The 25,765-nt window shown below is 76.3% G+C and carries 19 protein-coding genes; 12 read left to right on the top strand and 7 right to left on the bottom strand.

Going from position 1 to position 25,765, the window contains the following annotated elements; genetic code table 11:
* Positions 1–49 precede the first annotated feature (49 nt).
* On the top strand, positions 50–919 hold the full coding sequence (locus tag ACGFIZ_RS09850; RefSeq protein WP_393417601.1) for a PspA/IM30 family protein: 870 nt from the start codon (positions 50–52) through the stop codon (positions 917–919).
* A 23-nt stretch (positions 920–942) separates the two neighbouring features.
* Entirely contained in the window at positions 943–1,728 is a 786-nt protein-coding gene (locus ACGFIZ_RS09845; protein WP_393417599.1) for a hypothetical protein, read from the top strand.
* A 30-nt stretch (positions 1,729–1,758) separates the two neighbouring features.
* On the opposite strand, the gene ACGFIZ_RS09840 is transcribed toward ACGFIZ_RS09845, so the two are convergent.
* From ACGFIZ_RS09840 to ACGFIZ_RS09820, 5 genes are all read right to left on the bottom strand, one after another.
* On the bottom strand, positions 1,759–5,553 hold the full coding sequence (locus ACGFIZ_RS09840; protein ID WP_393417597.1) for a multicopper oxidase domain-containing protein: 3,795 nt from the start codon (positions 5,551–5,553) through the stop codon (positions 1,759–1,761).
* Between the two features lie 594 nt (positions 5,554–6,147).
* On the bottom strand, positions 6,148–6,960 hold the full coding sequence (locus tag ACGFIZ_RS09835) for a zinc finger domain-containing protein (protein ID WP_393417595.1): 813 nt from the start codon (positions 6,958–6,960) through the stop codon (positions 6,148–6,150).
* A 39-nt stretch (positions 6,961–6,999) separates the two neighbouring features.
* Positions 7,000–7,242 (bottom strand): CPCC family cysteine-rich protein, encoded by a 243-nt coding sequence (locus tag ACGFIZ_RS09830; protein WP_393417593.1) that lies wholly within the window; start codon positions 7,240–7,242, stop codon positions 7,000–7,002.
* Positions 7,243–7,315: 73 nt separating this feature from the next.
* The gene (locus tag ACGFIZ_RS09825) at positions 7,316–8,104 is read right to left on the bottom strand and encodes an S-adenosyl-l-methionine hydroxide adenosyltransferase family protein (protein ID WP_393417591.1); all 789 of its coding nucleotides are present in this window, start codon (positions 8,102–8,104) and stop codon (positions 7,316–7,318) included.
* A 183-nt stretch (positions 8,105–8,287) separates the two neighbouring features.
* A complete protein-coding gene (locus ACGFIZ_RS09820) occupies positions 8,288–12,940 on the bottom strand; it encodes an ATP-dependent helicase (protein ID WP_393417648.1) in 4,653 nt (1,550 codons plus the stop codon).
* A gap of 197 nt (positions 12,941–13,137) precedes the next feature.
* On the opposite strand from ACGFIZ_RS09820, the gene ACGFIZ_RS09815 reads away from it, so the two are divergent.
* The 4 genes from ACGFIZ_RS09815 to ACGFIZ_RS09800 all read left to right on the top strand — a co-directional run bounded on the left by ACGFIZ_RS09815 (position 13,138) and on the right by ACGFIZ_RS09800 (position 17,305).
* Positions 13,138–13,521 carry a hypothetical protein gene (locus ACGFIZ_RS09815; RefSeq protein WP_393417589.1) on the top strand — a complete coding sequence of 128 codons (384 nt, stop codon included), beginning with the start codon at positions 13,138–13,140 and terminating at the stop codon, positions 13,519–13,521.
* A 235-nt stretch (positions 13,522–13,756) separates the two neighbouring features.
* Positions 13,757–15,121, top strand: a complete 1,365-nt coding sequence (locus ACGFIZ_RS09810) for a hemolysin family protein (RefSeq protein ID WP_393417587.1) — start codon at positions 13,757–13,759, stop codon at positions 15,119–15,121.
* Positions 15,122–15,179: 58 nt separating this feature from the next.
* Entirely contained in the window at positions 15,180–16,247 is a 1,068-nt protein-coding gene (locus tag ACGFIZ_RS09805) for a hemolysin family protein (protein WP_393417585.1), read from the top strand.
* A gap of 134 nt (positions 16,248–16,381) precedes the next feature.
* Positions 16,382–17,305 carry a sporulation protein gene (locus ACGFIZ_RS09800; RefSeq protein WP_393417583.1) on the top strand — a complete coding sequence of 308 codons (924 nt, stop codon included), beginning with the start codon at positions 16,382–16,384 and terminating at the stop codon, positions 17,303–17,305.
* A gap of 129 nt (positions 17,306–17,434) precedes the next feature.
* On the opposite strand, the gene leuE is transcribed toward ACGFIZ_RS09800, so the two are convergent.
* The gene (gene leuE, locus ACGFIZ_RS09795; RefSeq protein ID WP_393417581.1) at positions 17,435–18,103 is read right to left on the bottom strand and encodes a leucine efflux protein LeuE; all 669 of its coding nucleotides are present in this window, start codon (positions 18,101–18,103) and stop codon (positions 17,435–17,437) included.
* Positions 18,100–19,344 (bottom strand): bifunctional pyridoxamine 5'-phosphate oxidase family protein/GNAT family N-acetyltransferase, encoded by a 1,245-nt coding sequence (locus ACGFIZ_RS09790; protein ID WP_393417579.1) that lies wholly within the window; start codon positions 19,342–19,344, stop codon positions 18,100–18,102. Before ACGFIZ_RS09790 ends, leuE begins: the two co-directional genes overlap by 4 nt.
* A 38-nt stretch (positions 19,345–19,382) precedes the next feature.
* On the opposite strand from ACGFIZ_RS09790, the gene ACGFIZ_RS09785 reads away from it, so the two are divergent.
* From ACGFIZ_RS09785 to recA, 6 genes are all read left to right on the top strand, one after another.
* Positions 19,383–20,720 (top strand): aminotransferase class I/II-fold pyridoxal phosphate-dependent enzyme, encoded by a 1,338-nt coding sequence (locus ACGFIZ_RS09785; protein WP_393417577.1) that lies wholly within the window; start codon positions 19,383–19,385, stop codon positions 20,718–20,720.
* A gap of 203 nt (positions 20,721–20,923) precedes the next feature.
* Positions 20,924–21,625, top strand: coding sequence for a UdgX family uracil-DNA binding protein (locus ACGFIZ_RS09780; protein WP_393417575.1), 702 nt, complete (start codon positions 20,924–20,926; stop codon positions 21,623–21,625).
* A 92-nt stretch (positions 21,626–21,717) separates the two neighbouring features.
* Positions 21,718–22,860 carry an acyl-CoA dehydrogenase family protein gene (locus ACGFIZ_RS09775; protein ID WP_393417573.1) on the top strand — a complete coding sequence of 381 codons (1,143 nt, stop codon included), beginning with the start codon at positions 21,718–21,720 and terminating at the stop codon, positions 22,858–22,860.
* A gap of 92 nt (positions 22,861–22,952) precedes the next feature.
* Complete coding sequence (locus tag ACGFIZ_RS09770) at positions 22,953–24,320, top strand: MFS transporter (RefSeq protein WP_393417571.1); 1,368 nt, start codon at positions 22,953–22,955, stop codon at positions 24,318–24,320.
* A gap of 4 nt (positions 24,321–24,324) precedes the next feature.
* The gene (locus tag ACGFIZ_RS09765) at positions 24,325–24,525 is read left to right on the top strand and encodes a DUF3046 domain-containing protein (protein ID WP_347667897.1); all 201 of its coding nucleotides are present in this window, start codon (positions 24,325–24,327) and stop codon (positions 24,523–24,525) included.
* Positions 24,526–24,709: 184 nt separating this feature from the next.
* Positions 24,710–25,759 (top strand): recombinase RecA, encoded by a 1,050-nt coding sequence (gene recA / locus ACGFIZ_RS09760; protein ID WP_393417569.1) that lies wholly within the window; start codon positions 24,710–24,712, stop codon positions 25,757–25,759.
* Positions 25,760–25,765 lie beyond the last annotated feature (6 nt).

The raw sequence follows: 25,765 nt of genomic DNA, 5'->3' as shown, positions 1-25,765 counted from the left end.
ACCGCCCGGCATCGGGGGCGGCGCGACTAGCTGAGGGGATACCGCGGAGATGGCGAACCCGTTCGTCAAGGGCTGGAAATACCTGATGGCGCTGTTCGGGGCCCGGATCGACGAGCACGCCGACCCGAAGGTCCAGATCCAGCAGGCCATCGAGGAGGCGCAGCGCCAGCACCAGACCCTCGTCCAGCAGGCGGCGGCCGTGATCGGCAACCAGCGCCAGCTGGAGATGAAGCTGTCCCGCCAGATGTCCGAGGTCGAGCGGCTCCAGGGCAACGCCCGGCAGGCCCTGGTCCTCGCCGACCAGGCCCGGGCCCGGGGCGACGAGGCGGAGGCCGGCCGGTACGAGCAGTCGGCCCAGGTGCTGGCCACCCAGCTCGTCGCCGCCGAGCAGGCCGCCGAGGACCTGAAGACCCTGCACGACCAGGCGCTCGGCGCCGCCGCCCAGGCCCGCCGGGCCGTGGAGAACAACTCGATGATCCTCCAGCAGAAGCTGGCCGAGCGCACCAAGCTGCTCAGCCAGCTGGAGCAGGCCAAGATGCAGGAGAGCGTGGCCCGCTCGCTGGAGTCGATGTCGGCGCTCACCGCCCCCGGCACCACCCCCTCGCTCGACGAGGTGCGGGACCGGATCGAGAAGCGCTACGCCACCGCGATGGGCCGGGCCGAGCTGGCCGGCAACTCCGTCGAGGGCCGGATGCTGGAGATCCAGAAGGCGGCCCTGGACTCGGCCGGCTCGTCCCGGCTGGAGCAGATCCGGGCGAGCATGGCCGGCGAGCAGCTCGCCGGCCGGCAGGACCGCCCGGCCGTGCCGCAGGGCCAGCCCGCGCCGGCCGCCGACCCGGCCGCCGCGGCCCGGCTCGACCAGCTCCGGGCCAGCCTGGGCCAGGAGCGCCCGACCGGGGACACCAGCGCCGCCGGCTGAGCGGCCGCAGACAGGAGGCAGGGGTGGCGGACGAGCGGGCACGACACTTCCGTCGGCTGCGCCGGCTGCGGCGCTCCGCCCGTCGGTGGAGCGTCCTCGCGGGCGGGTTGACCGGCACGGCCGCGGTGCTGACCCCGTACGCGGGGCTCGGGCTGCCGGACGCGGCCTGGGCCGGCGCCGCGGGCAGCACTCTGGTGCTGGCCGCCTGGCGCTGGGTGGACCTGCGCGCCCTCGCCGCCCGCCCCGCGCCCCCGGCGCTGGACCCGGCCGAGGCCGCCGCCCGGTCCCGGGCCCGCCTCGTCGCCGCCGTCGAGCGGCTCCCGGCCGGCCCCGGGGTGCTGGCCGAGGTACGCCGGGCCCGGTCCCGGCTGGCCCTGCGCGGCACCGGCGCGGCCGAGCCGTGGGCCCGGCTGGACCGGGCCGCCCTCACCCTCGGCGGGATGGCCGGCCGGCTGGGCGGGCCGGCCGAGCCGGCCGTGCGGGAGGCCACCGACGCCGACCGGTCCCTGCGCGAGCTGGCCGAGCGCGTGGCCAGCGTCGAGCGGGCCCTGCGGCTCGCCCCGGCCGACGCCCGCGCCCCCCTCGCCGAGGCGCACCGCGAGCTGGCCGCCCAACTGGAGGGCGGGGTGGCCGCGTACGAGCGGCTGGTGGTCGCCGCCGCCGGGTACCTGGCCGAGGACGCCCGCCCCAGCGGCGAGCACGTCGCCGCGACCCGGCTCGCGGAGGCCACCGACCTGCTGCACGGGGTGGCCTCGGCGCTGGCCGAGCTGCGCGCCGTCGGGGATCCGCTGCGCGCGCCCACCCGCTGAAGTCGCCCGCCGCGGTCACCGGCACTCCGCTCAGTCCGGGGTGGTCACGGTCACCGCCCGCCCGTACGCCGAGGTGCCGACGACGTTGAACGCCCGTACCCGGTAGTGGTACGTCACGCCTCGGACCAGCCCGGTGTTGGTGAACCCGCGCCCGCGCACCGTGAACGTGGCGACCTCCCGGGCGAACGCCGGGTCGAGGGCGCGCTGCACCACGAACCCGGAGCCGGGGCCGCCCGGGGCGTCCGCCGCCCACGTCAGCGCCACGGTCGCGGTGTCCGGGCCGGGTGCGCCCGCCGTGGCGGCCAGGGCCGTCGGCGGGGCCGGCCGGGGCGGGGTGGTCACGGAGGCGACTGTCGACCACGGTGACGCCGCCCCCAGGTACGTCGTGCGCACCCGGTAGTAGTACGTGGTGTCCGGCGCGACCACGGCGTCCAGGTGCTGCTCGTGCACCCCGACGGCGGTGGTGGCCGGTCCGCTGGTGAACGTCGGGTTGGTGGCCCGCTGCACGTCCACGCCGGTGGCGAAGGAGCGGTTGGCCCAGCGCAGCCCCACCCGCAGCGGCGCGGTCGGCGGGATCACGGCGGCCAACCCGTGCGGTGCGGCCAGCCGCACCGCCGCGGGCACCCCGTTGGACCAGGCGGAGCAGCCCACCTCGTTCTCCGCCCGGATCCGATAGTGGTACGTCACCCCGGGGGTGACGCTCGCGTCGGTGTGGCGGGTCGCCGCGGCGGCCACGGTGATCGTGGTGACCCCCTCGGTGAACGCGGGGTCGGTGGCCCGTTGCAGCAGGTGGCTGGCCGCCGGCGGGCGTCCGCCGCCGCCGGTCCAGGTCAGCGCGATGGCCGGCAGGACGGTCGCCGAGCCGGGTACGGGCGTGGCGGTCAGCCCGGTCGGGGCCTTCGGGGCGACCCGCAGCACCAGCGGCCGGCTCATGCCCTGGTCCCGGTGGCCGCCGAGCTGGCTGTGCCAGCGGTACTCCCACCCCATGTTGACCAGCTGGTTGACCACCGACGCGGGCCGACCGTCGACGGGGCTCACCGTGGTCGAGCCGATCCGGGCGCCGGCCGGCCGGGTCGGGTCCAGCAGCCGGACGTTGTCGCCGAGCTTGAACGGCAGGACGGGCGCGACGGGCCGCAGCGCGACGATCACGTCCTCCCGGGGGTTGACCCGGACCGTCTCCTTCCAGCCCAGCTCGTTCGGCTCCGGCGGGCGGATGCGGCCGTCCCAGCCGACCCGGTTGACCACCTGCACGTCGCAGCCGCCCACGTGCACCGGGTGGGTCTGCCGGGCGTTGCCGCTGATCCGCCAGAGCTGCGTGCCGTCGGCCGGCGCGCCGACCGGCACCGACTCGTCGGCGACCACCAGGGTCTCGGTGGCCGGGTCGACCGGGCCGAGCGGCAGCGTGGCCGGGCCGAGGGGCCCCGCGTGCGGGTGGGCGACGCCGAGCCGGCCGGCGACCCGCCCGTACGCCGGCTCGAAGACCTGCTGCACCGCCTTGACGTGCAGCGGCAGGGTCACCGGGGCGGTCGCCCCGGCCGGGGTGAAGGTGACCGTCGTGGCGTGCGCCGGCACCAGCGTCTCCCGGGCCGTGCGGGTGCCGAACGCCCGGTCGTACGCCGGCTGGGGCACGATCGGCGGGCGCTGGCTGGCCGCGTACGCGCCGGGCAGCCGCTCGGCGAGCCGGTCCACGTCGTACGGCTCGGCCGGCTCGCCGGCGACCCGGAACTGCAGCAAAGTGCGGGTGTTCGGCCCGTACCCGGGCAGCGTGCCGGGCAACCCGCCGACGCCGGTGCGGTCCGGCGCCCCGGTGTGCTGGTCGTACCGGGTGTCGAAGCGGGGCAGCGGGGCGGGACAGTCGTTGTACAGGATGAGCGTGGCCCCGGGCGGCACGGCCGAGAAGTCGACGACCACGTCGGCCCGCTCACCGGGGGCGAGCAGCAGGGCGTGCCCGTCGACGTTGAGCACGGTCGGGTCCTGCCGGTCGTACCGGTAGCCCACCGGGCGGCTCGGCAGCACCACGGGCGCCGGCAGCAGCCCGCACTCGTTGCCCACCTGCACGAACGCCGGCCCGGCGGCGCGGGGGTCGGGCACCCCGCCGTCCCGGCCGTCGGCCGGCCAGCCGGGGGGCCGGTCGGGGGAGCGGACGGCGTCCACCATGGGCACCTCGCCCGCGTCGGCGTCGCGCAGCCCGCCGTCCGGATCCCACATCGGCCCGTCGGAGCGGGCCCGGTAGAGCTGGAGGTTGAGGCTGCGGTCCGCGCAGGCGTTCAGGATCCGGAACCGGTACGCCTTCGGCGCCACCGTCAGGTACGGGTACGCGACGCCGTTGACCAGCGGCGTGTCCCCGTACGCCTCGGGCACCGCCGACGGGTGCGGCACGCCCGGCCGCAGCGGCGGCTCGTCGGGCGCGGCGACCGGGTCGTGGTACGGGTTCGGCACCGGGGTGGGTCCCGCCACCGCCTCGTCGGTCAGCGGGGCACGCGCCCACGGGCCGTAGTCCCAGCGGCCGGTCGGGTTGGTGCCCGCCGGCCGGTACGGGTTCTGCCGCGGCTGGTACACGTGCGGGTGCCACAGGCTGCCGAGGGCTCCCCACCGGTCCCGGTCCCAGGTCGGGTCCTGGGCGGCGAGCTGGGTGTCGTCCGGCACGAACGTCTTGTCCTCGACGACCAGCGGCAGCTGCTCGGCGGGGAGCACCCCGTCGGCGACGAGCTGTTCCTCGGCCGGGTCGGTGAGCAGGTAGAGCGCGAGCTGACCGGAGTGGACGGTCAGCCGGGACAGGCCGAGCGTGTTGTCGTGCAGCCACATCAGCCGGCCGCTCTGCTCGTTCGGGTAGTACAGCGTGGTCGCTCCGGGCCCCGGACGCGGCATGTCCGGGACGTGGGTCAGCCCCACCCCCGCCGGGTACGGGGTGATCTCCTGCGGCGGGGTGACCCACTGCCAGGGGCTGCCGGCGCTCGTCCAGCCGGTCTGCCCGCCGTACAGGTGCAGGACCGCCCGGTTCTGCGGGTACGGCGCCGGGCCGTCCAGCGGGCCGGTGCCGGCCCCGTCCACGGTCGGGTCGACCGGTAGGAACAGGTCGCCCGCCCGGCCGGTGGGCAGCTGGTTGATGAACTTGATCCGCACCGGCCGCCCGCGCCGGGCCATGATCACCGGTCCCAGGTGGTACGGCCGTTCCGGCGGGCGCACGGTGTTGTGCCCGGAGTCGTCGGTGCCGAGATTGAGCTGCCGGTAGCCGCGTAGCCGGGTCGCCGGCAGGTCCCGGTGCAGGCGCTGGGCGTACTCCTGGAGGCCGATCTCGTAGTAGTCGCAGCCCGGCCAGGTGATCGTGTCCGGCACCGCCACCGGCAGGTACCCGCCGAGGTCGGTGCGGCCGGCCTCGCCGGGCAGCGGGAGCGCGTCGACGAACTTGCGGATGCCGGTGCCGGGGACGACCCCGCCCCGCCCGTCCGGCACGGGCAGCGGGCTGCTGGCGAAGTTGGGCACCGGGCCGAAGCAGCGCGGAACCTCGGCCGGGTCCAGGGTCGCCGCGTCGGTGGCGTCCCCGGCGGTCCGGGTGGCGTCCCCGGCGGTCCGGGTGGCGTCCCCGGCGGTCCGGGCGGCGTCCCCGGCGGTCCGGGCGGCGTCCCCGGCGGTCCGGGCGGTCGGCACCGTCGGTACCGCCTCCCGGCTGGCGCGGAGGACACGCTCCGTCCAGCTGGAGCGCAGTCTGCGGAACAGGACCATGGCCCTCCCCCCGGGTCGGGGCGCTCCGGCCGCTGTCCGAGGTGGGAACGGCCGGCCGCGCCCGGCGGGCTGCGACGATCGGTGAGCACTCAACCGCAGCATGCGACGCCGGACGGGTGGTTAGGAATTACCCAATCGTCCCATTCTGGACCTGCTCGTGTCCGATGTCCGACGCCACCGCTTCGGGCCACGCCGCCAGGCCAGCCCCAGTCGCTGCGCCCGCCGCCCCACGGTGTCGAATCGAGCCGCTCTCGATGTCCCGCGATCCGGTCCACGCCGGCACCCGGCGTAACGGTAGGCGGCATTGTCACGGACGGTGGCAACCGTGCGGGGTGGGCGAAGCTTGTTTGCCTCCTTTGCTCTGCACCCGCCGAGGCAACCCCGGCGTGACCAGGTCCGACTGCAGTGGACCTGCCGTGGGCGGCCACGGCCGCCACTACTCAGCGTCCTTGTTGCGTGGATGGGTGCAGAGCAAAGTGGCTACGACTTGTCCTTGCGGCCGGGCGAGCGGTGACGCGGGGTGACGGCGGCCCGGGCGAGGACATCACGACGGACAGCGCGCGTGGGCGTCCGGACGTGCCGGACAGCAGTTCGTCAGGTCGGGCCGGGGCCTGGCCGGGGGCGTGGCCTCGCCGGGGCGGGGCGGGCCGGGCGGTCAGGGTCGGGTCCGGGGGCGGGCCGGGTGGGCAGGGCGGGTCAGGACGGCGGGGCGGGTTGGCAGACCGGGCACCAGTAGGTCACCCGATCGCCCAACTCCTCCTTGCGGATCGCCGTGCCGCACCGGCGGCACGGCTGCGCCCGCCGGCCGTACACGTAGCTGGTCTGCCCGCGGTGCAGCGACCCCGTGGTGCTCTGCGCCCACCGCCCCCGGTTCGCGGCCAGCAGTCTCTGCGCGAGGGCGACCGTGCCGGCCAGGTCCGGTACCGCGCCGACCGGGGTCCACGGTGAGATCCCGCGCAGGAAGAGCACCTCGCACTTGTACAGGTTGCCCACGCCGGCCAGGTTGCGCTGGTCGAGCAGTGCCTCACCGATCGGCGCCCGGGGGTGGGCGGCGAGCCGCCGGACCACCTCGGCCGGGTCCCAGTCGGCGCCGAGCAGGTCCGGCCCGAGGTGCCCGACCAGCGTGTGCTCCTCGGCCGTCGGCACCAGGGCCAGCTCGTGCAGGTGGTAGCCCACGGCGACCGCGCCGGCGGTGCGCAGCACCGCCCGGATCAGGTGCGCCGGCCGGGCGGCCCAGCGCTCGCCCGGGGCGTACGCGCGCCAGGCGCCGTCCATGCGCAGGTGCGAGTGCAGCGTCCAGTCGGTGACGCCGGCGGGGCCGACCGGTCCCGGAGCGGCCAGCCGGAGCAGCAGGTGCTTGCCCCGGCTGGCCGACGCCCGGACCGTCCAGCCCGTCAGGTCGGTGGCGGCCAGCCGCGGCACCCGGAAGTCCGAGCCGGTCAGCCGGGCCCCGCCGAGGGCGCGCTCCAGCACGCGGGCGGTGTTCCAGACGGTGTCGCCTTCGGGCACCCCGTCATTGTCTCCCCGAACGTGGACCGGCTGCCCGGGTCAGGGGCGCTCCTCGGGGCGCGGCGGGCGCACCATGTCCTGGTAGCGGGGGTGGCTGGCGCCGTAGATCGCGAAGTTGAGCCGGGCGTGGGACAGGCTCAGGTCGCCGTTCGGGCCGCCCCGGACCACGTCGGCGTCGGCGTCGCCCTGGCCGTCGTCAGTCCAGAAACATACCGGGCATGTGCCGCCGCCGGTCAGGTAGAGGCAACAGGGGCAGGCCGAGGGAACCCATTGATCACCCACCTGGTCAAGCATTCCACAATCAACCGGACGGCAGCAGCCCGGCCCGGTGGCCGGTCCGGACCGGCCGGAAGGATCAGCCGAGCGCCGTGACCGGCACGAGGTCGCCCGGGGCCACCGCGAGCACGTCTGCGGCCCGGCCTCCGTTCACCGCCACGGCGACCAGGCCGGCGGAGTCGACGTACACGACCAGCTCGCCGGGCGGCGCGTCGCCGAACGTCCGCCCGTGCGCCGCCGGCCGCCCCGCTGCCGAGAGTCGGCCCGGCAGCGGCGCCAGCAGGCTCCCGGGCGCCGCGAGCTGTACGTTGCCGAAGTGGTCGACGGTCAGCACCTCGGCGGCGAAGCCGTCGGCGGTGGCCCGCACCACCGGCTCGGGGAGCCGGACCAGCGTGGCGGGGTCGACGGCCGGACCGGCGTCGGCCAGCGGCGCGCCGAGGGCCAGCCGGGCCGCCACCGGGGCGAACACGTCGCGGCCGTGGAAGGTGCGGGACACCTCCGTCGCCAGCCACCGCGGGTTGGTCAGCTCCACGGCATCGGTGACCCCGCCCAGCGCGGCGGCGGCGTCCAGCAGCAGCCCGTTGTCCGGCCCGACCAGCACGCCGCCCGGGGCGGCCACGGCGATCCCGCGCCGGCTGGTGCCGACCCCGGGGTCCACCACCGCGACGTGTACGCCCGTCGGCAGGTACGGCACGGCCTGGGCGAGCACCGCCGCGCCCCGGCGTACGTCGGCCGGCGGGACCAGGTGGGTCACGTCGATCACCCGCGCGTCCGGCGCGATGCGGCCGATCACCCCGTGGCAGGCCGCCACGAACCCGTCGGTGAGTCCGTAGTCCGTCGTCAACGAGATCCACGCGGTGGCACCCATGCCGGGCACCCTAGTCGCCCGGCCGGCGCCCCGCTGCGGGCCCTGGCCCGGCCGCCGGGACCAGGGCGCCCAGCGACAACAGGCCGCCCCACCAGACGCCCGCCGCGTCGACGTCGAGCTGACCGAGGCGGGCCGGGCCGCCTGGCGCGCCGGCGGCGCGGTGCCGACGCCGCCGGCGGGCCGTCAGCCGCGCAGGCGCAGGCCGCGGGGCGTCGGCCGGAAGCCGGCGGCGGTCAGCGCGTCGCGCAGCGGCGAGGAGGCGACCGCCTCCCCGTCGGCCCGCTCCACCGACATCGCGCCGAGCGCGCCGGAGTGCACCGCGTCGGCGAGGGCCTTGCCGGCCGCGGCGAGGGCGTCGGGGTCGGCGGTGAACGACAGGATCGTCCGCCCGCCCCGCTCGACGTAGAGCACCAGGTCGCCGCCGGCCAGCACCACCAGGGCACCCGCCTTGCGGCCGGCCCGGTGCCCGCTCGCTGGGGCGGCCCCGTCGCCGGAGTCGACCGCCCGCTCCGGCCAGGGCAGCGCGGCCCCGTACGGGTTGGCGGGGTCGGTGGCGGCGAGCACCACCGGCGCCGCGCCCCGGCCCCGGCCGCCCTCGGCGGGGTCGGCGAGGGCGCGGAGGCGGTCCACCGCCCCAGGCACCGCGAACTGGGCCGCGCCCAGCCCCTCGACGAAGTAGCCGCGCCGGGCCGCGCCGCGCTCCTCCAGCGCGGACAGCACCGGGTAGACGGCGGCGAACCCGCCGCTCACCTGCTCGGCCGCGACCGCGCCCCGGGTCACCACCCCGTGCCGCTCCAGCAGCACGTCGGCGAGCGCGGCGGCCCGCCGGGTCGGGTCGAGGTCGCGCTCCGGCAGCCGGGACCAGCGGCCGGCCACGGTGGGCGGGCCGCTGCGACTGGGCAGCGCGACGCGGCCGGGGCGGCGGTAGCGGGTACGCGGCGCGGACGGCCGGGACCGGTGCGCCCCGCCGCCGCCGAGCGCCGCGCGCAGCGGGGCGAGGGTGTCGTTGGTGAGGTGGCCGGCCCAGACGAGGTCCCAGATCGCGGCGGCGAGGGCGGCGTCGTCGGTCGAGGCGACCCGGTCGGACAGCGACCGGAAGAACAGCGCCTGCCCGTCGGCGAGCGCGTCGAGCACGGCCTCGTGCAGCGGGGTGCGGGCGAGCGCGTCGTCCGGCGGGGGAAGCAGCAGCGGCGCCGCGTCCGCGTACGCGAGGGTGACCCAGCCGTCCCCGCCGGAGATCGCCCCGGACCCGGCCCACACCACCTCGCCGCTGGCGCACAGCTCGTCGAGCTGGGCGGGGGAGTAGTCGGCGACCCGGCCGGGCAGCACGAGGCGTTCCAGCGCGGACGCCGGCACGGCCGCGCCCTGCAACTGCTCGACGGCGGCGGCCAGCGCCTCCACGCCCCGGGCCGACGAGCCGACCTGCTGCCAGCGGGGCAGGAACGCCGCCAGGGCCCGGGGCGGCACGGGCTCGATCTCCCGCCGCAGCGCGGCCAGGGACCGGCGGCGCAGCAGCCGCAGCACCTCGGCGTCGCACCACTGGGCGCCCACCGTGTCGGGGGCGAACTCGCCGGACACGACCCGCCCGGCGGCGGCGAGCCGGCGCAGCGCCTGCTCGACGACGGCCACCCCGAGGCCGAACCGGGCGGCGCAGGTGGCGGCGGCGAACGGGCCGTGGGTACGGGCGTACCGGGCGACCAGGTCGCCGAGCGGGTCGGCCACCGGCGCCAGGTACGCCTCGGCCACCCCGACGGGCAGCGCCACGCCGAGCGCGTCACGCAGCCGGGCGGCGTCCTCCACGACGACCCAGCGCTCCTCGCCGGCGACGCGCACCCGCAGCACCCGCCGGGCGGCCTCCAGTTCGGTAAGCCAGCCGACTGGCGCGCCGCGCTCGGCCAGCTCGGCCTCCGACAGGTCGCCGAGCGTGCGCAGCAGCTCGATCACGTCCTCGGCGTCGCGGGGGCGGCGCTGCTCGGTGAGCCAGCGCAGCTGCCGCTCGGTCTCGGCCAGCACGGCCGGATCGAGCAGCTCGCGCAGGTCGACCCGGCCCAGCAGCTCGCCGAGCAGTGCCGAGTCCAGCGCCAGGGCGGCGGCCCGCCGCTCCGCGAGGGGCGCGTCGCCCTCGTACAGGAACGCGCCGACGTACCCGAACAGCAGCGAACGGGCGAACGGCGACGGGCGGTCGGTCTCCACCTCGACCAGGCGCACCCGACGGGCGGCCAGGTCGCGCATCAGGCCGGCGAGCGCGGGCTGGTCGAAGACGTCCTGGAGGCACTCCCGGGCGGCCTCCAGGGTGACCGGAAAGTCGGCGTACTCGCGGGCGACGTCGAGCAGTTGGGCGGCCCGCTGACGCTGCTGCCACAGCGGCTGGCGGCGGCGCGGGTCGCGGCGGGGCAGCAGCAGGGACCGGGCCGCGCACTCGCGGAACCGGGCGGCGAACAGCGCGGACGTGCCGACCGACTCCTCGACCAGCTGGGCGATCTCGTCGGGGTCGAAGGCGATCACGTCGGCGCCGGGCGGCTCCTCGGCGGTGTCCGGCAGCCGCACCACGATGCCGTCGTCGGAGGGCATCACCTGGGCGTCCACGCCGTACCGCTCGGCGAGCCGCCGGCCGATCGCCAGCGCCCAGGGGGCGTTCACCCGGGCGCCGAGCACCGAGTGCACGGCGAGCCGCCAGTCGCCCAGCTCGTCGCGGAACCGCTCCACCACCACCGTCCGGTCGTCCGGCAGGGACCGGGTCGCGGCCTGCTGCTCCCGCAGGTACGCCATCAGGTTGCCGGCGGCCCAGTCGTCCAGCCCGCCGGCGCGCAGCGCGGCGACCGCCGCCTCGTCGCCCTGGCGGAGCAGGCCGCGCACCCGCGCGCCGATGGCCCGGCCCAGCTCCACCGGCCGGCCGGGCTGGTCGCCCTTCCAGAACGGCATCCGGGCGGCCTGGCCGGGGGCGGGAGACACCAGCACCCGGTCGGGGGTGATGTCCTCGATCCGCCACGACGACGAGCCGAGCAGGAAGACGTCGCCGACCCGGGACTCGTAGACCATCTCCTCGTCCAGCTCGCCGACCCGGGCGGCCCGCTCCGCGCCGGCCAGGAAGACGCCGAACAGGCCCCGGTCGGGGATGGTGCCGCCGCTGGTCACCGCGAGCCGTTGGGCGCCGGGGCGGCCGGTGAGCACGTCGGCGGCGCGGTCCCAGACCAGCCGGGGGCGCAGCTCGGCGAACGCGGTCGACGGGTACCGGCCGGAGAGCATGTCCAGCACGGCGTGCAGGGCGGAGTCGGGCAGCTCGGCGAACGGCGCGGCCCGGCGCACCACGGCGGCCAGGTCGCCGACCCGCCACGGCTCCAGCGCGACCATGGCGACGACCTGCTGGGCGAGCACGTCGAGCGGGTTGCGCGGGTGGCGCAGCTCCTCGATGGCGCCGTCGGCCATCCGCTCGGCGACGACCGCGCAGGAGAGCAGGTCGCCCCGGTGCTTGGGGAAGACCACCCCCCGGGAGACGGCGCCCACCTGGTGCCCGGCGCGCCCGACGCGTTGCAGACCGGCGGCGACGCTGGGCGGCGCCTCGATCTGCACCACCAGGTCGACCGCGCCCATGTCGATGCCCAGCTCCAGGCTGGAGGTGGCCACCACGGCGGGCAGTTGCCCCGACTTCAGTGCCTCCTCGATGTGCCGGCGCTCCTCCCGGGACACGCTGCCGTGGTGCGCGCGGGCGATCACCGGTGGCGCGCCGGCCGTCGCGCCGGACTGGGCCATCACCTCGGCCGGCGGCCGGGCCGGGGCCGGGGGGCGCTCCCCGGCCAGCTCCTCGGCGGCCAGCTCGTTGAGCCGGGCGCACAGCCGCTCGGCGCCGCGCCGGGAGTTGGTGAAGACGATGGTCGAGCGGTGGGCCCGGACGAGCGAGAAGACCCGCTCCTCGACCGCCGGCCAGATCGAGGCCCGGCGGGGGCCGTCGAGGTCGTCCCCGGGCGCCTCCTGCTCGTCGAGGCGGGTCATGTCCTCCACCGGGACCTGGACGCTGACCTCGATCGTCTTCGGGGTGGCGGGCTGGACCACGTCGACCGGGCGGGCCCCGCCGAGGAACCGGGCGCAGGCGTCGACCGGGCGGACGGTGGCGGACAGGCCGATCCGCTGCGCCGGGGCGGGCAACAGCTCGTCGAGCCGCTCCAGGGACAGCGCCAGGTGGGCCCCGCGCTTCGTCCCGGCCACCGCGTGGACCTCGTCGACGATCACCGTCTCGACGCCGCGCAGCGAGTCCCGCGCGGCGGAGGTGAGCAGCAGGAACAGCGACTCGGGCGTGGTGATGAGGATGTCCGGCGGGGTGCGCGCGAAGGCCCGCCGCTCGTCGGCGGGGGTGTCCCCGGTGCGCATCCCGACGGTGATGTCCGGTGGCGCGACGCCCAGCCGGCTGGCGGCCTGCCGGATGCCGGCGAGGGGCGCGCGCAGGTTGCGCTCGACGTCGACGGCCAGGGCCTTGAGCGGGCTGACGTAGAGCACCCGGCACCGCTGCCGGGCCTCGGCCGGAGGCGGTGCCTGGGCGAGCCGGTCCAGCGACCAGAGGAACGCGGCGAGCGTCTTGCCGGAGCCCGTGGGGGCGACGACCAGCGCGTTCCGGCCGGCCGCCACGGATCGCCAGGCGCCGACCTGGGCGGCGGTGGGTGCGGCGAAGGCCGCGCCGAACCACTCGCGCGTCGCCGCGCCGAACCCGGCGAGCGCCCCCGCCGCGCCGGCCGCGCCGAACCCGGCGAGCGCCTTCGCCGCGCCGGCCGCGCCGGGCACCCCCGCGGCGTCCGCCGCGCCGGGCACCCCCGCGGCGTCGGCCGCGCCGGGCCCGTCCGTCATTTCCGCCACCCGCCAATCCTGCCTCGCGGATGCGACACCCCGCCCCGCCGGGCGCGGCGCCTGGCGGGCGTTTTGCCCGTCTGATACGTATATGGGATGTAAAGGGCGCTACAGCCGTTACGTCTTACTTAACAGCTTGCTTGTGCTCGGCAACATAAAGTAACTTCACCCGCAGCGCGAGGTGCGGAGGAGGGGCCATGGGCGAGGAGCGAGGCTGCGGGCCCGGCACCGACGTGCTCATCCGCAAGGTCGACGGTCACCTCGCCGCGCTCCGCGCCGGCCTGCAGGGCCCCGAGTTGGAGCTCGCCGAACGGCTCGCCTTCTGCCTGCGCGAGCTGGTCCGGCAGACCGCCCACTCCAGCGCGGCCGACCGCGGCCAGGTCCGCGCCGCGGTGCACTACTTCGTGCTGCGCCGGGAGAGCCGGGGCCGGCTGCTCTCCGTACGCTCCCTGGCCGCCGCCCAGCGCGTGGTCAACAAGGTGGTGCTCCAGCTCGGCCGTCCCGACCTGCTCGTGGAGGCGGGCCGCGACCACCCGCTCCTGGAGCCGGCGCTGCCGGCCGGCGACGTCTCCGCGCGGTGACCGACCCGGGCCGCCGCCCGTCCCGGATGCCCCTCGGAGGGCGCCGGTGAGAGGGGTGCCCTTCCGTGCCGGAGGTGTTGACCAGGGGCCCTTCCCTCCTCCTTCAGCGAAAGCTCAGCCGACGCCGATAAAATGGCCGCATGATCGACTCTTCTGCCCAGGAGGGCAGCAGTAGCCAGCCGGGTCAGCCCCGGCATCCCCACGGCCCGACGACCCCGGGAGCCCTGAGCGACCCGTGCTGATCGTCGTCGGACTCGTTCTCATCATCGTTCTCACCGCCGCCACCGGTTACTTCGTGGCCCAGGAGTTCGGTTATGTCGCCGTGGACCGCGGCCGGCTCAGGCAGCTGGCCGACGGTGGCGACCAGGCCGCCGCCCGGGCCCTGGAGGTGACCGGCCGCCTCTCGTTCATGCTCTCCGGTGCGCAGCTCGGCATCACGGTGACCGCGCTGCTCGTCGGTTACGCCGCCGAGCCGTACCTGGGCGAGGGGCTGGCCGACCTGCTCGGCGTCGCCGGGGTCCCCACCGCGGTGGCCCTGCCGCTGTCGGTCGCGCTGGCCCTGGTCATCGCGACCGTCGTGCAGATGGTCCTCGGCGAGCTGGCCCCGAAGAACCTGGCCATCGCCCGCCCCGAGCCGCTGGCCCGGGCGCTGGCCCGGTCGACCCTGATCTACCTGCGGATCGCCGGGCCGGTGATCACGCTGTTCGACAAGGCCGCCGTACGGCTGCTGCGCCGGGTCGGCATCGAGCCGATCGAGGAGCTGCCCAGCGGCGCCACCCCGGAGGACCTGGAGCAGATCATCGCCGAGTCCCGCGACGAGGGGCGCCTCGACGCGGAGATGTCCACCCTGCTCGACCGGGGGCTCGACTTCCGGGAGCTGACCGCCGGGGAGGCCATGGTGCCCCGGGTCGACGTGCACACCGTCCGGGCGGACGAGCCGTTGAGCCGGGTGGTCGAGCTGCTCGACACCGGGCACTCCCGCTTCCCGGTACGCGGCGCCGAGGGCGTCGACGACCTGGTCGGCGTGGTCGGCATCGCCGACGTGCTGGCCGTACGCCCGGCGGAGCGCGCGACCACCCCGGTCAGCGCGGTGGCCGTACCCCCGCTGCTGGTGCCGGAGACCCTGCCGCTGCCGACGGTGCTGGACCGGCTCCGGGTCGGGCACCGGCAGCTCGCCTGCGTCGTCGACGAGTACGGCGGCTTCGCGGGCGTGATCACACTGGAGGACATCGCCGAGGAACTGGTCGGCCCGATCCGCGACGAGGACGACCCGCCGGAGCGGGCCCCCGCCCGGCAGGACGACGGGTCGTGGGTGGTCCCCGCGCGCTGGCGGATCGACGAGGTCGCCGACAGCACGGGCATCGCCCTGCCCGTGGCGCCCGAGTACGACACCCTGTCCGGCCTGGTCATGCGGGAGCTGGGCCGGGTGCCCGAGGTCGGCGACCGGCTGGAGATCGCGCTGCCGGTCGACGGCGAGGCCGAGGTCGAGCCGCGCGCCCTCGTCGAGGTACTCGCGGTGGACCGGCACGTGGCCGACTCGGTCCGGCTCCAGCTCACCGGGTCGGGCGCGGGCGAGCGGCGTGCGGGGGAGGCAGCGTGAGCGCGAGGAGTGAGCGGGGTTTGCGAGCCCCGCAGTCGCGAGCGAGAGGTGGGACGGCATGAGCCCGGGTGTGGCGCTGTCCGTCTCCGTGGTGCTGCTCGCGCTGAACGGGTTCTTCGTGGCCGCCGAGTTCGCGCTGGTGGCCAGCAAGCGGTACCGGCTGGAGCAGGCGGTCACGGCCGGCGGCGGCCGGGGCGCCCGCGCGGCGCTGGACGGCGTACGCGAGCTGTCCCTGATGCTGGCCGGCGCGCAGCTCGGCATCACGCTGTGCACGCTGGGCCTGGGTGCGCTCGCCGAGCCGGCGATCGAGCACCTGCTCAGCCCGGTGCTGCACGCCGTGGGGCTGCCCGAGGCGGCCAGCCACGTCGTGGCCCTGGTCTTCGCCCTGGGGCTGGTCACCTTCCTGCACCTCGTGGTGGGCGAGATGGCCCCGAAATCGTGGGCGATCACCGACGCGGAACGCTCGGCGAGCCTGCTGGCGCTGCCGTTCCGGGCCTTCGCCCGGGTGGCCCGGCCGGTGCTGTCGCTGCTGAACGCGCTGGCCAACGCGATCCTGCGGCTGGTCCGGGTACGCCCGCAGGACCAGCTCGCCCAGGTGCACGGGCCGGACGAGCTGCGCATGCTGCTGGAGCAGTCCCGGGAGCACGGGCTGCTCGGCGCGGAGCAGCACCGGATGCTCACCAGCATGCTGGAGTTGCAGGGCACCACGGTCGCGCAGGTGATGGAGCCCTTCGACCAGATCGTCACGGTCCACCGGAACGACCCGGCGGAGCGGATCGAGCAGGTCTCCCGGGACAGCGGCCGGTCCCGGCTGGCCGTCCTGGACGACGGCGGCGAGGTGTGCGGGCTGGTGCACGTCCGGGAGGCGGTGCGGGCCACGACCACGGGCCGGCCGGCCACCGCGGGTGAGCTGATGAGCGCGGCGTTCACGCTGCCGGCGGCGGCCTCGGTGACCGAGGCGGTGGCCGCGATGCGCGGCCGGCAGGCGCAGCTCGCCCTGGTCCGCAACGGCGGCGGCCCGACCCGGCCGATCGGGTTCGTCGCGCTGGAGGACCTGCTGGAGGAGGTCATCGGCGAGTTCGACGACGAGACCGACCCGGTGCCCCGGGGCCGCCGGATGCGCTGACCCCGTCCCTCTCGCCGCCGCCGGTCCGTCGGCGCCCACCCGGGCGCCGGCGGGCCGGCGGCCTTCGTTCCGGGGTTCCCCGCGAGGACTGCGCGGCCCCTCGCGGGGAACCCGCGAGGGGGGAGGGGAGCGGCGTGCGGCTGACCGGGGTGTCACCGGAGTCCGGCTGGACCGGGCTGGCGGTACGCACCACGCTGCCCAATCCGAGCACCTGCCCGGGACTGCGGCTGCCCGGCCGGGTGACGCTCACCGCCGGCCCGGACGACGTGCCGGTCCGGCACGTCCGGCTGGGCCTGGTCACCCAGGTCGAGCCCGACGACCCGGGGGCGCCCCGCAAGCTCGTCCAGTTCCACCAGGTGCCGATCGCCGGGGCGTTCGTGGTGCCGGCCAATCGGCGGCGGGCGGTCGACTTCGCGCTGCCGCTGCCCTGGGAGACCCCGGTGACGATCTTCGGCGGGGTGCCGCTGATGAGCCTGCGGATGGGCCTGCGGACCGAGGTGTCGATCGACGTGGACCTGGAGCAGGGCGCCATGGTGCCGGTCTTCGTGCATCCGCTGCCGACCCAGCGGCACGTGCTGGCCGCGCTGGACACGCTCGGCTTCACCATGCGCCAGGCCGGGCTGGTGCAGGGGCGGCTGCCCGGGGTGGAGCAGACCCTACCGCTGCACCAGCGGCTCGGCTGGTGGGTGGGGCCGCTGTACGCCGGGCCGATCACCGAGCTGGAGGTGATCTTCGTGGCGAACGCGGCGGGCCTGGAGGTGATCCTCTGGGCCGACCGGCGGCTCGCCCTGGCCGGGGTCACCCACCAGAGCATCAGCCGGTTCCGCGTCTGGCACACGGGCGCCGACCAGGCCGACTGGGTCGCCGTGGTGGACGGCTGGCTGCGGCAGGCGATCAACCGGCACGCCGACATGGCGTCCGACGCCCACTGGTCGGCCCGGATCACCGAGTCCGCGCACGTCAGCCGCCATCCGGACGAGCCGGTCCGCCCCGGCTACGGCCTGGGCGGCACGGCCGGCGGCGCCGGCATCGGCGGCGGCTCCGGCGACGGCACCTGACCCCCCTGCCCGCGGCCGGTGGGTTCCGGGCGCAACTTCGGGGAAGCTGTCCCCTGCGCACAGCGCGGAGGCAGCAACTTCCCCGAAGTTGCTGGCGGCACCGGGGCGGCGTGCACACCGAGGCCGCGGCTATACCGAGGCGGTGGCTAGCTTGATGCTGAAGCCGAGGAAGAGGGCCGCCACGCCCGTCGTCGCCCCGGCCGCGAGCCGGTGCCGGCGGCGGAACTGGGCGGCCAGGAACGTCCCGGCGAAGATCAGCACGGTCAGGTACAGCGCGCTGGTGATCTGCGCGACCAGCCCGAGCAGCAGGAACGACAGCGCCGGCCAGGCGTACCCGGGGTCGACGAACTGGATGAAGAACGAGATGAAGAACAGGATCGCCTTGGGGTTGAGCAGGCTGACCACCAGCGCCCGCCGGAACGGGCTGCGCAGCTGCGCCGGCTCGGCGGCGTCGATCAGGCGCGGCGTGGCCGGGTCGTTACGGTCGCGCCAGCGCCGCCACGCGCCGCGCAGCATCGTCAGCGCGATGTAGCCCAGGTATGCCGCGCCGGCGTACTTCACCGCGAGGAACAGCGGCGGGTACGCCTTGAGCAGCGACGCCACCCCGGCGGCGGAGAGGAACATCAGCACCCCGTCGCCGACGAAGACGCCACTGGCGGCGCGGTAGCCGGCCCGTACCCCGCGCTTGGCCGCGGTGGAGAGCACGAACAGCGAGTTGGGGCCGGGGAGCAGCACGATCGCCACGGTCCCCAGCAGGTACGTCCAGATGTCGGTGATACCCAGCACGCCGGACATCATCGCGCCGTCGTGTTCGCAGCGCGAAGCCGGGCCCGGAGCCGGAGCTGTGCGCTCGGCCACTCGTCGACCGTCATCGCGTACTGCACCGTGTCCCGCCACGAGCCGTCGGGCCGCAGCCGGTGCTTCCGCAGCACCCCCTCGCGGGTGGCGCCGAGCCGCTCGATCGCCCGCTGGGAGCGCTCGTTGCGAAGGTCGGTGTGCCAGACCACCCGTACGGCGCCCAGCTCGTCGAACGCCCGGGCGAGCAGCAGCAGCTTGGCCTCCGTGTTGATCCCCGTCCGCCACCAGGGCCGCCCCAGCCAGGTGTGCCCGATCGCGACCGACCGGCGCTCCGGGTCCACCTCGTAGTACGAGGTCGTGCCCACCACCGCCCCGGTGACCGCGCAGCGCTGCACCCACGGCACCCGGTCGCCCCGGTGGTGCGCGGCCAGCGCCGCCCGGACGATCTCCGCAGTCTCGGCCGGCTCGCCGGGCAGCGGGCTGCCGAGGTGCCGCCACACCTCCGGGTCCGCGGTGGCGGCGTGCAGCTCGTCGGCGTGGGCGAGGTCGAGCGGTTCGAGGACGACGTGCTCGCCGCGCAGGGCCACCGGCTCCAGCCAGGGCGAGCGGGCCGGCCGCAGGTACGCCGGCAGCGGCGCGGTCACCCCCGCGTCCGGCTCGGGCTGCCCGGCGGTCAGCCGCAGCGGCACCACCCCGGCCCAGTACGGCAGGTCGCGGTCGTTCCCGTCGTCGCCCACCCCGTGGGCGCGGGCGCGCACCGACACCTCGCGCAGCGGCAGCGCCAGCACGGCGGTCTCGGCGAGCTCCTTGCGGCTCGGCGGCCTGCTGTCCGCGGCGCGTCCGGCGCCCACCTTCTCGACCAGGGCGGTCATCGCGGCCGACTTCTCCGCCGGGTCGGTGACCAGGTGGGCGGTGCCGTGGGCCACCACCGACCGGTAGTTGGCGCTGTGGTTGAACTGGGAGCGCGCGTAGACCAGCCCGTCGAGCAGGGTCACCGCCACGCAGACCGGCAGGCCGTCGCCGCGGGCGGCGAGCAGCGGCCGGGCGCCGGTGGAGCCGTGCAGGTAGAGGGTGTCGCCGACGCGGACGTGCAGGGTGGGCAGCACGCGCGGCTCGCCGTCGACGACGAACCCGAGCGTGCAGTGGTACGCCTCGTCGAGCACCGCGTGGGCGGCGGCCCGGTCGTAGCTCATCCGGTCCCGCATCCGGGTGGCGGTGGTCCGGGGGGTGGGTGGGTACATGCGACAGGCCACCTTTGTGCTAGTACAATATTCGAATTGTGTCAGCACGCTATCAGGTCACCGGCGCGACGGCCGCCGCGATTTCGGCCAGCATCGAGTCGGGCATCCGGGCCGGCGCGCTCCCGGCCGGCGCCGCCCTGCCGCCGGTGCGGGGCCTCGCCGCCGAGCTGGGCGTCAGCCCCGCCACCGTCGCCCGCGCGTACCAGGAACTGCGCCAGCGGGGCCTGCTCGCCACCGCCGGCCGGCACGGCACCCGGGTGCGGCCCCGGCCGCCCGTGGCCACCCGCCGCGCCCGGCGGCCGCCCCCGGCGCCCGGCGCCCGCGACCTGTCCCTCGGCGAGCCCGACACCCGGCTGCTGCCGCCGCTCGGCCCGCACCTGGCCGCCCTCGCCGCCGACGCCGGCGCCCCCCTCGGGTACGCCTCCGTCGGCGTCCTGCCCGAACTGGCCGCCGCCGCCCGGGAGCGGCTCGCCGCCGACCGGGTCCCGGCCGACGAGATCACCGTGACCGGAGGCGCGCTGGACGGCATCGAGCGGCTGCTCGCCGCCCACCTGCGCCCCGGCGACGCGGTGGCGGTGGAGGACCCGAGCTGGGCCAACCTGCTCGACCTGGTCGCCGCGCTCGGGCTGCGCCCGATCGGGGTGCCCGTGGACGACGAGGGGCCCGTGCCGGCCGGGGTGGCCGCCGCCCTCGCCGCCGGGGCCCGGGCGCTCGTGGTGACCAGCCGGGCGCAGAACCCGACCGGGGCGGCCGTCTCCGCCGACCGGGCCGCCGAGCTGCGTACGCTCCTCGCCGGCCGGCCCGACCTGCTGCTGATCGAGGACGACCACGCCGCCGAGCTGGCCCGCGTACCGCTGCACCCGCTCGCGGGGGCGACCCCGGCGTGGGCCTTCGTCCGGTCGGTCAGCAAGCCGTACGGGCCCGACCTGCGGCTCGCCGTGCTGGCCGGCGACGAGGCCACGGTCGCCCGGGTCGCCGGCCGCGCCCGGCTCGGCGCCGGCTGGGTCTCCACCGTGCTGCAACGCCTCGTCCTGGCGCTCTGGCACGACCCGGACACCGCCGCCGGCGTGCAGCGGGCCGCCGGGAGCTACGAGCGACGGCGCGCGGGCCTGCTCGCCGCGCTCGCCGCGCGCGGGCTGCCCGCCCGCGGACGTACCGGCATCAACGTCTGGCTCCCCGTGCCGGACGAGACCGGCGCGCTGACCGCCCTGCGCGACGCGGGCTGGGCGGTCGCCCCGGGCGCGCTGTACCGGATCGCCGCCGAGCCCGGCCTGCGGATCACGGTCAGCCCGCTCGACGACGCCGACGTCGGGCCCCTCGCCGACGCGGTGGCCGCCGCCGTACGCCCGGACGGCCCGCCCGGTTTCGCCGCCTGACGACCCGCCCGGTTTCGCCGCTTGGCGGCCGGCCCGGCTCCCCCGCCTGACCCGCCTGGCGGCCCGCCCGGCTCCACCGCCTGACCCACCGGCCGTGCCCGTCGTCGGCGTGTCGTGCTCCGTTGCCAGGTGGCGGCCGCCGCCCGGAGCCCGCCCGGCCCGCCTGCCGCGTGAGTCCCGCCCGACGGGGTAGAACAGTCGCCATGGCCGAGACCGAGATCGCCCCGGGCGCCCAGCAGTTCATCCCGCCGCAGGCCGACACCATCGACGCGCTGCGCGCCGCCGCGGGCGGCTGCCGGGGCTGCGAGCTGTACCGGGACGCCACCCAGACGGTCTTCGGCCGCGGCGGCGAGGACGCGCGGGTGGTGCTCGTGGGCGAGCAGCCCGGCGACATGGAGGACCAGAAGGGGCTTCCCTTCGTCGGCCCCGCCGGCCGGCTGCTGCGGCAGGCCGTCGACGACGCGGGGCTGAACCCGACCGAGCTGTACCTGACGAACGCCGTCAAGCACTTCCGCTTCGAGCTGCGCGGCAAGCGCCGCATCCACCAGACCCCCGACCGGGTGCACGTCACCGCCTGCCGGCCCTGGCTGGTGGCCGAGTTCGCCCGGCTGCGCCCCGAGGTCGTGGTGGTGCTCGGCGCGACCGCCGCCAAGGCGCTGCTCGGCCCGTCGTTCCGGGTCACCCGGCAGCGCGGCACGCTGATGCCGTGGCCGGCCTCGGCCCAGCAGCCGGAGGACTTCGCCCGGGTTCCGGTGGACTCCGCGGGGAAGGTCGCCGACGCCCCGGCGGCCCAGCTGCTGGCCACCATCCACCCGTCGGCCGTGCTGCGGGCCGACGACCGGGACACCGCGTACGCCGGCCTGGTCGCCGACCTCACCGTCGCCGCCGGCGCCCTGGCCGCCTGACCGGCGGCCGGGGGTCGCCCCGTGGCCGCCCCGACCGGCTGCCGAGGTTCGCCCCTGGGCAGGGCGGGTGAGCGGTGCCACACTCCTGAGGCATGGAGCAGCATCTCTACGAGCCCGTCCACGAAGAGTTCCGGGACCTCTGCCGGCAGTTCCTGGCCCGGGAGGCCGTCCCGCACCACGCCCGGTGGGAGGCCGCCGGCCTCGTCGACCGGGAGCTCTGGCGCTCCGCCGGGGCGGCCGGCCTGCTCGGCATGGACGTCGACGCCGAGTACGGCGGCGGCGGGCAGCGCGACTTCCGGTTCAACGCCGTGCTGGTCGAGGAGATCGTCCGGGCCGGCTGCACCGGACTCGGCTTCGGACTGCACAACGACGTGGTGGCGCCGTACCTGACGGAGCTGACCACCGACGACCAGCGCAAGCGGTGGCTGCCCGGCTTCTGCTCCGGCGACCTGGTGACGGCGATCGCGATGAGCGAGCCCGGCGCGGGCTCCGACCTGGCCGGGGTCCGCACCGGCGCGGTACGCGACGGCGACCACTGGGTGCTCAACGGGCAGAAGACGTTCATCACCAACGGCGAACTGGCCGACCTGGTGATCGTGGTGGTCCGCACCGACCCGGACCGGGGCGCGCACGGCGTGAGCCTGATCGCGGTGGAGACCGGCACCCCCGGGTTCAGCCGGGGCCGCCGGCTGGAGAAGGTGGGCCTGAAGGCCAACGACACCGCCGAGCTGTTCTTCGACGACTGCCGGGTGCCGGCGGAGAACCTGATCGGCACCGAGAACCACGGCTTCTACCACCTGATGGCCAACCTGCCCCGGGAGCGGCTGAGCATCGCCGTCTCCGCGGTCGCCGCCGCCGAGCGGCTGCTCGCCCTGACCCTCGACCACGCCCGCACCCGGGAGGCGTTCGGCCGGCCGATCGGCACCTTCCAGCACAACCGGTTCCTGCTGGCCGAGCTGGACACCGAGGTCACCATCGCCCGGACCTTCCTCAACCACTGCGTCGCCGAGTTCCTCGCCGGCCGGCTCTCGGCGACCGACGCGGCCAAGGCCAAGTGGTGGACCACCGAGCTGCAGAACCGGGTCGCCGACCGCTGCGTCCAGTTGCACGGCGGGTACGGCTACATGCTGGAGTACCCGGTGGCCAAGGCGTGGCTGGACGGGCGGGTACAGACCATCTACGGCGGCACCACCGAGATCATGAAGGAGATCATCGGCCGCGAGCTCGGCCTGTAGCAGAACCGGGGTGCCGGCGCGGCGGCGGCTGCGCAAGGATGGCGACGGCACGGCACCCCTTACCGAGCAGCCGCCGCCCCGAGGAGCCCCGATTGGCCACCGACCTGACCCTGCCGGCCCCGAGCCGGCCCGACGTCGCCCGGATCCAGCGCCGGACCGTGCGGCTGCTCGTCGCCACCCAGACCATCGGCGGGATCGGCGTCACCATCGGCTTCTCGGTGGGCCCGCTGCTCGTCGCCCGGATGGCCGGCACCGCCATGGCCGGCCTGGCCCAGAGCGCCGGCGTGGTGGGCGCGGCGCTGCTCGCCGTACCGGTCACCCGGATCATGACCGGGCACGGCCGCCGGCCGGGGCTGGTCACCGCGTACCTGGTCGGTGCGGTCGGCGGCGTCCTGGTGGTGCTCGCCGCCGCCACCGGCCAGGTGTCGCTGATCTTCCTCGCCATCCTGCTCTTCGGCGGGGGCTCGGCGGCCAACCTGCAGGCCCGCTACACCGCCGTCGACCTCGCCGAGCCGGCCCGCCGGGGCCGGCAGCTGTCGCTGGTCGTCTGGGCCACCACGATCGGGGCGGTGGCCGCCCCGAACTTCGCCGCGCTCGCCGACCGGACCACCTCCGGCTGGGGGCTGCCGCCGCTGGCCGGCCCGTTCGCGTTCAGCGCCGCGGCGTTCGCGCTCGCCGCCGTCGTACTGCTGGTGGCGTTGCGGCCCGACCCGCTGCTGACCGCGCGCCGGCTCGCCGCCGCCGAGGCCACCCCCGTCGCCGCCGCGCCGGCCGGGGCCCCGGAGCCCGGCGCCGCGCCCGGCGCCGCCGCGGCCGGCGGCGGGCCGACGGGGACCGGCCGGCGCGGCGCGGGCCTGCGGGCCGCCTGGCGGGTGGTCCGCGAGCGCCCGGCCGCCCGGCTGGGCATCGCGGCCGTCGCCGTCGGCCACCTGGTGATGATCGCGGTGATGTCGATGACCCCGGTACGCCTCGGCGAGTACCACGACGACACCGCCGTGCTACGCGTGGTGGGGATCGTGCTCAGCCTGCACATCGCCGGCATGTACGCGCTCTCCCCGGTGGTGGGCTGGCTCACCGACCGGGTCGGCCGCCGCCCGGTGATCCTCGGCGGCCTCGCGCTGCTGCTCGCCGCCTGCGCGGTCGCCGGCAGCGCCGGGCACCACACCCCCGGGCTGACGGTCGGCCTGGTCCTGCTCGGGCTGGGCTGGTCCGGCACCATGGTGGCCGGGTCCACCCTGTTGTCGGAGTCGGTGCCCACCGAGGTGCGGACCGCCGTGCAGGGGCTCTCCGACCTCACCATGGGGCTGGCCGGCGCCGGGGCCGGCGCGCTCAGCGGGTTTGTCATGCAGGCGGCCGGTTATCCGACCCTCACCCTGTTGGCGGCGATCGCGACGGTGCCCCTCCTGGCGCTAGCGTTGCGTCCGGCGGCGCCCGGGCGGGCGCCGGACGAGGAGGACTGATTCCGTGCGGCTGACCGACTTCTGGGCCCGGTTGGACGAGGCGTTCGGGCCGGGGTACGCGGCCAGCATCGCCTCCGACCAGGTGCTGTCCCAGCTCGGCGGGCGGACGATCACCGAGGCGCTCGCCGCAGGTGAGGAGACCCACGTCGTGTGGCGGGCGGTGGTCGCCGCGTATCCCGACCGGGTGCCCGCGCGGCTACGCTGAGCAGCCTTTTCGGTCGTTCCGCGCGTCGCTTGTCGGGTCGTACAGGTGTTCGGCTATTGTCCACAGCGGGGTGCTCGTCCACAGCTCGCGGCCCGTCGGCTGGTTTTCTGTCGGACCCGGCGCCTAGCGTGTCCGCGTGACGCGAAGCTCAGGAAAGACGCCGGCGAAGGCAGGGGTGGCAACGATGGCAGCAGGGCCTGACCGGGAGAAGGCGCTCGACCTTGCTCTCGCTCAGATCGACAAGCAGTTCGGCAGGGGATCGGTGATGCGGCTGGGGGAGCGGCCGGTCGTGCAGACCGCCGTGATCCCGACCAGCTCCATCGCGCTCGACGTCGCGCTCGGCGTGGGTGGCCTGCCCCGCGGCCGGGTCATCGAGATCTACGGCCCGGAGTCCAGCGGTAAGACGACGGTCGCCCTGCACGCGGTGGCCAACGCCCAGCGGGCCGGCGGCATCGCCGCGTTCATCGACGCCGAGCACGCGCTCGACCCGGAGTACGCGAAGGCCCTCGGCGTCGACACCGACGCCCTGCTGGTCTCCCAGCCGGACACCGGCGAGCAGGCGCTGGAGATCGCCGACATGCTGGTCCGCTCCGGCGCGCTCGACATCATCGTGATCGACTCGGTGGCCGCCCTGGTGCCGCGTGCCGAGATCGAGGGCGAGATGGGCGACAGCCACGTCGGCCTCCAGGCCCGGCTGATGAGCCAGGCGCTGCGGAAGATCACCGGTGTGCTCAACAACACCGGCACCACGGCGATCTTCATCAACCAGCTCCGCGAGAAGATCGGGGTCATGTTCGGTAGCCCAGAGACCACCACCGGTGGTCGGGCGCTGAAGTTCTACGCCTCGGTCCGGCTCGACGTGCGCCGCATCGAGAGCCTCAAGGACGGCACCGACGTGGTCGGCAACCGCACCCGGGTCAAGGTCGTGAAGAACAAGGTCGCGGCGCCGTTCAAACAGGCCGAGTTCGACATCATGTACGGCAAGGGCATCTCCCGCGAGGGCTCGCTCATCGACGTGGGCGTCGAGCAGGCGATCATCCGCAAGTCCGGCGCCTGGTACACGTACGACGGCGACCAGCTCGGCCAGGGCAAGGAGAAGGCCCGCGAGTTCCTCCGGGAGAACCCGGACGTGGCCGCCGAGATCGAGAAGAAGATCCTGGAGAAGCTCGGCGTCGGGGTCGGCGGCGCGGGCGACGCCGCCGGTGGCCCGGAGCTGCCGCCGGTCGACTTCTGACCGGTC

This window comes from Micromonospora sp. NPDC048830, assembly GCF_043198215.1.
Classification (GTDB): domain Bacteria; phylum Actinomycetota; class Actinomycetes; order Mycobacteriales; family Micromonosporaceae; genus Micromonospora.
This window is presented reverse-complemented; position numbering and strand designations above follow the sequence as displayed.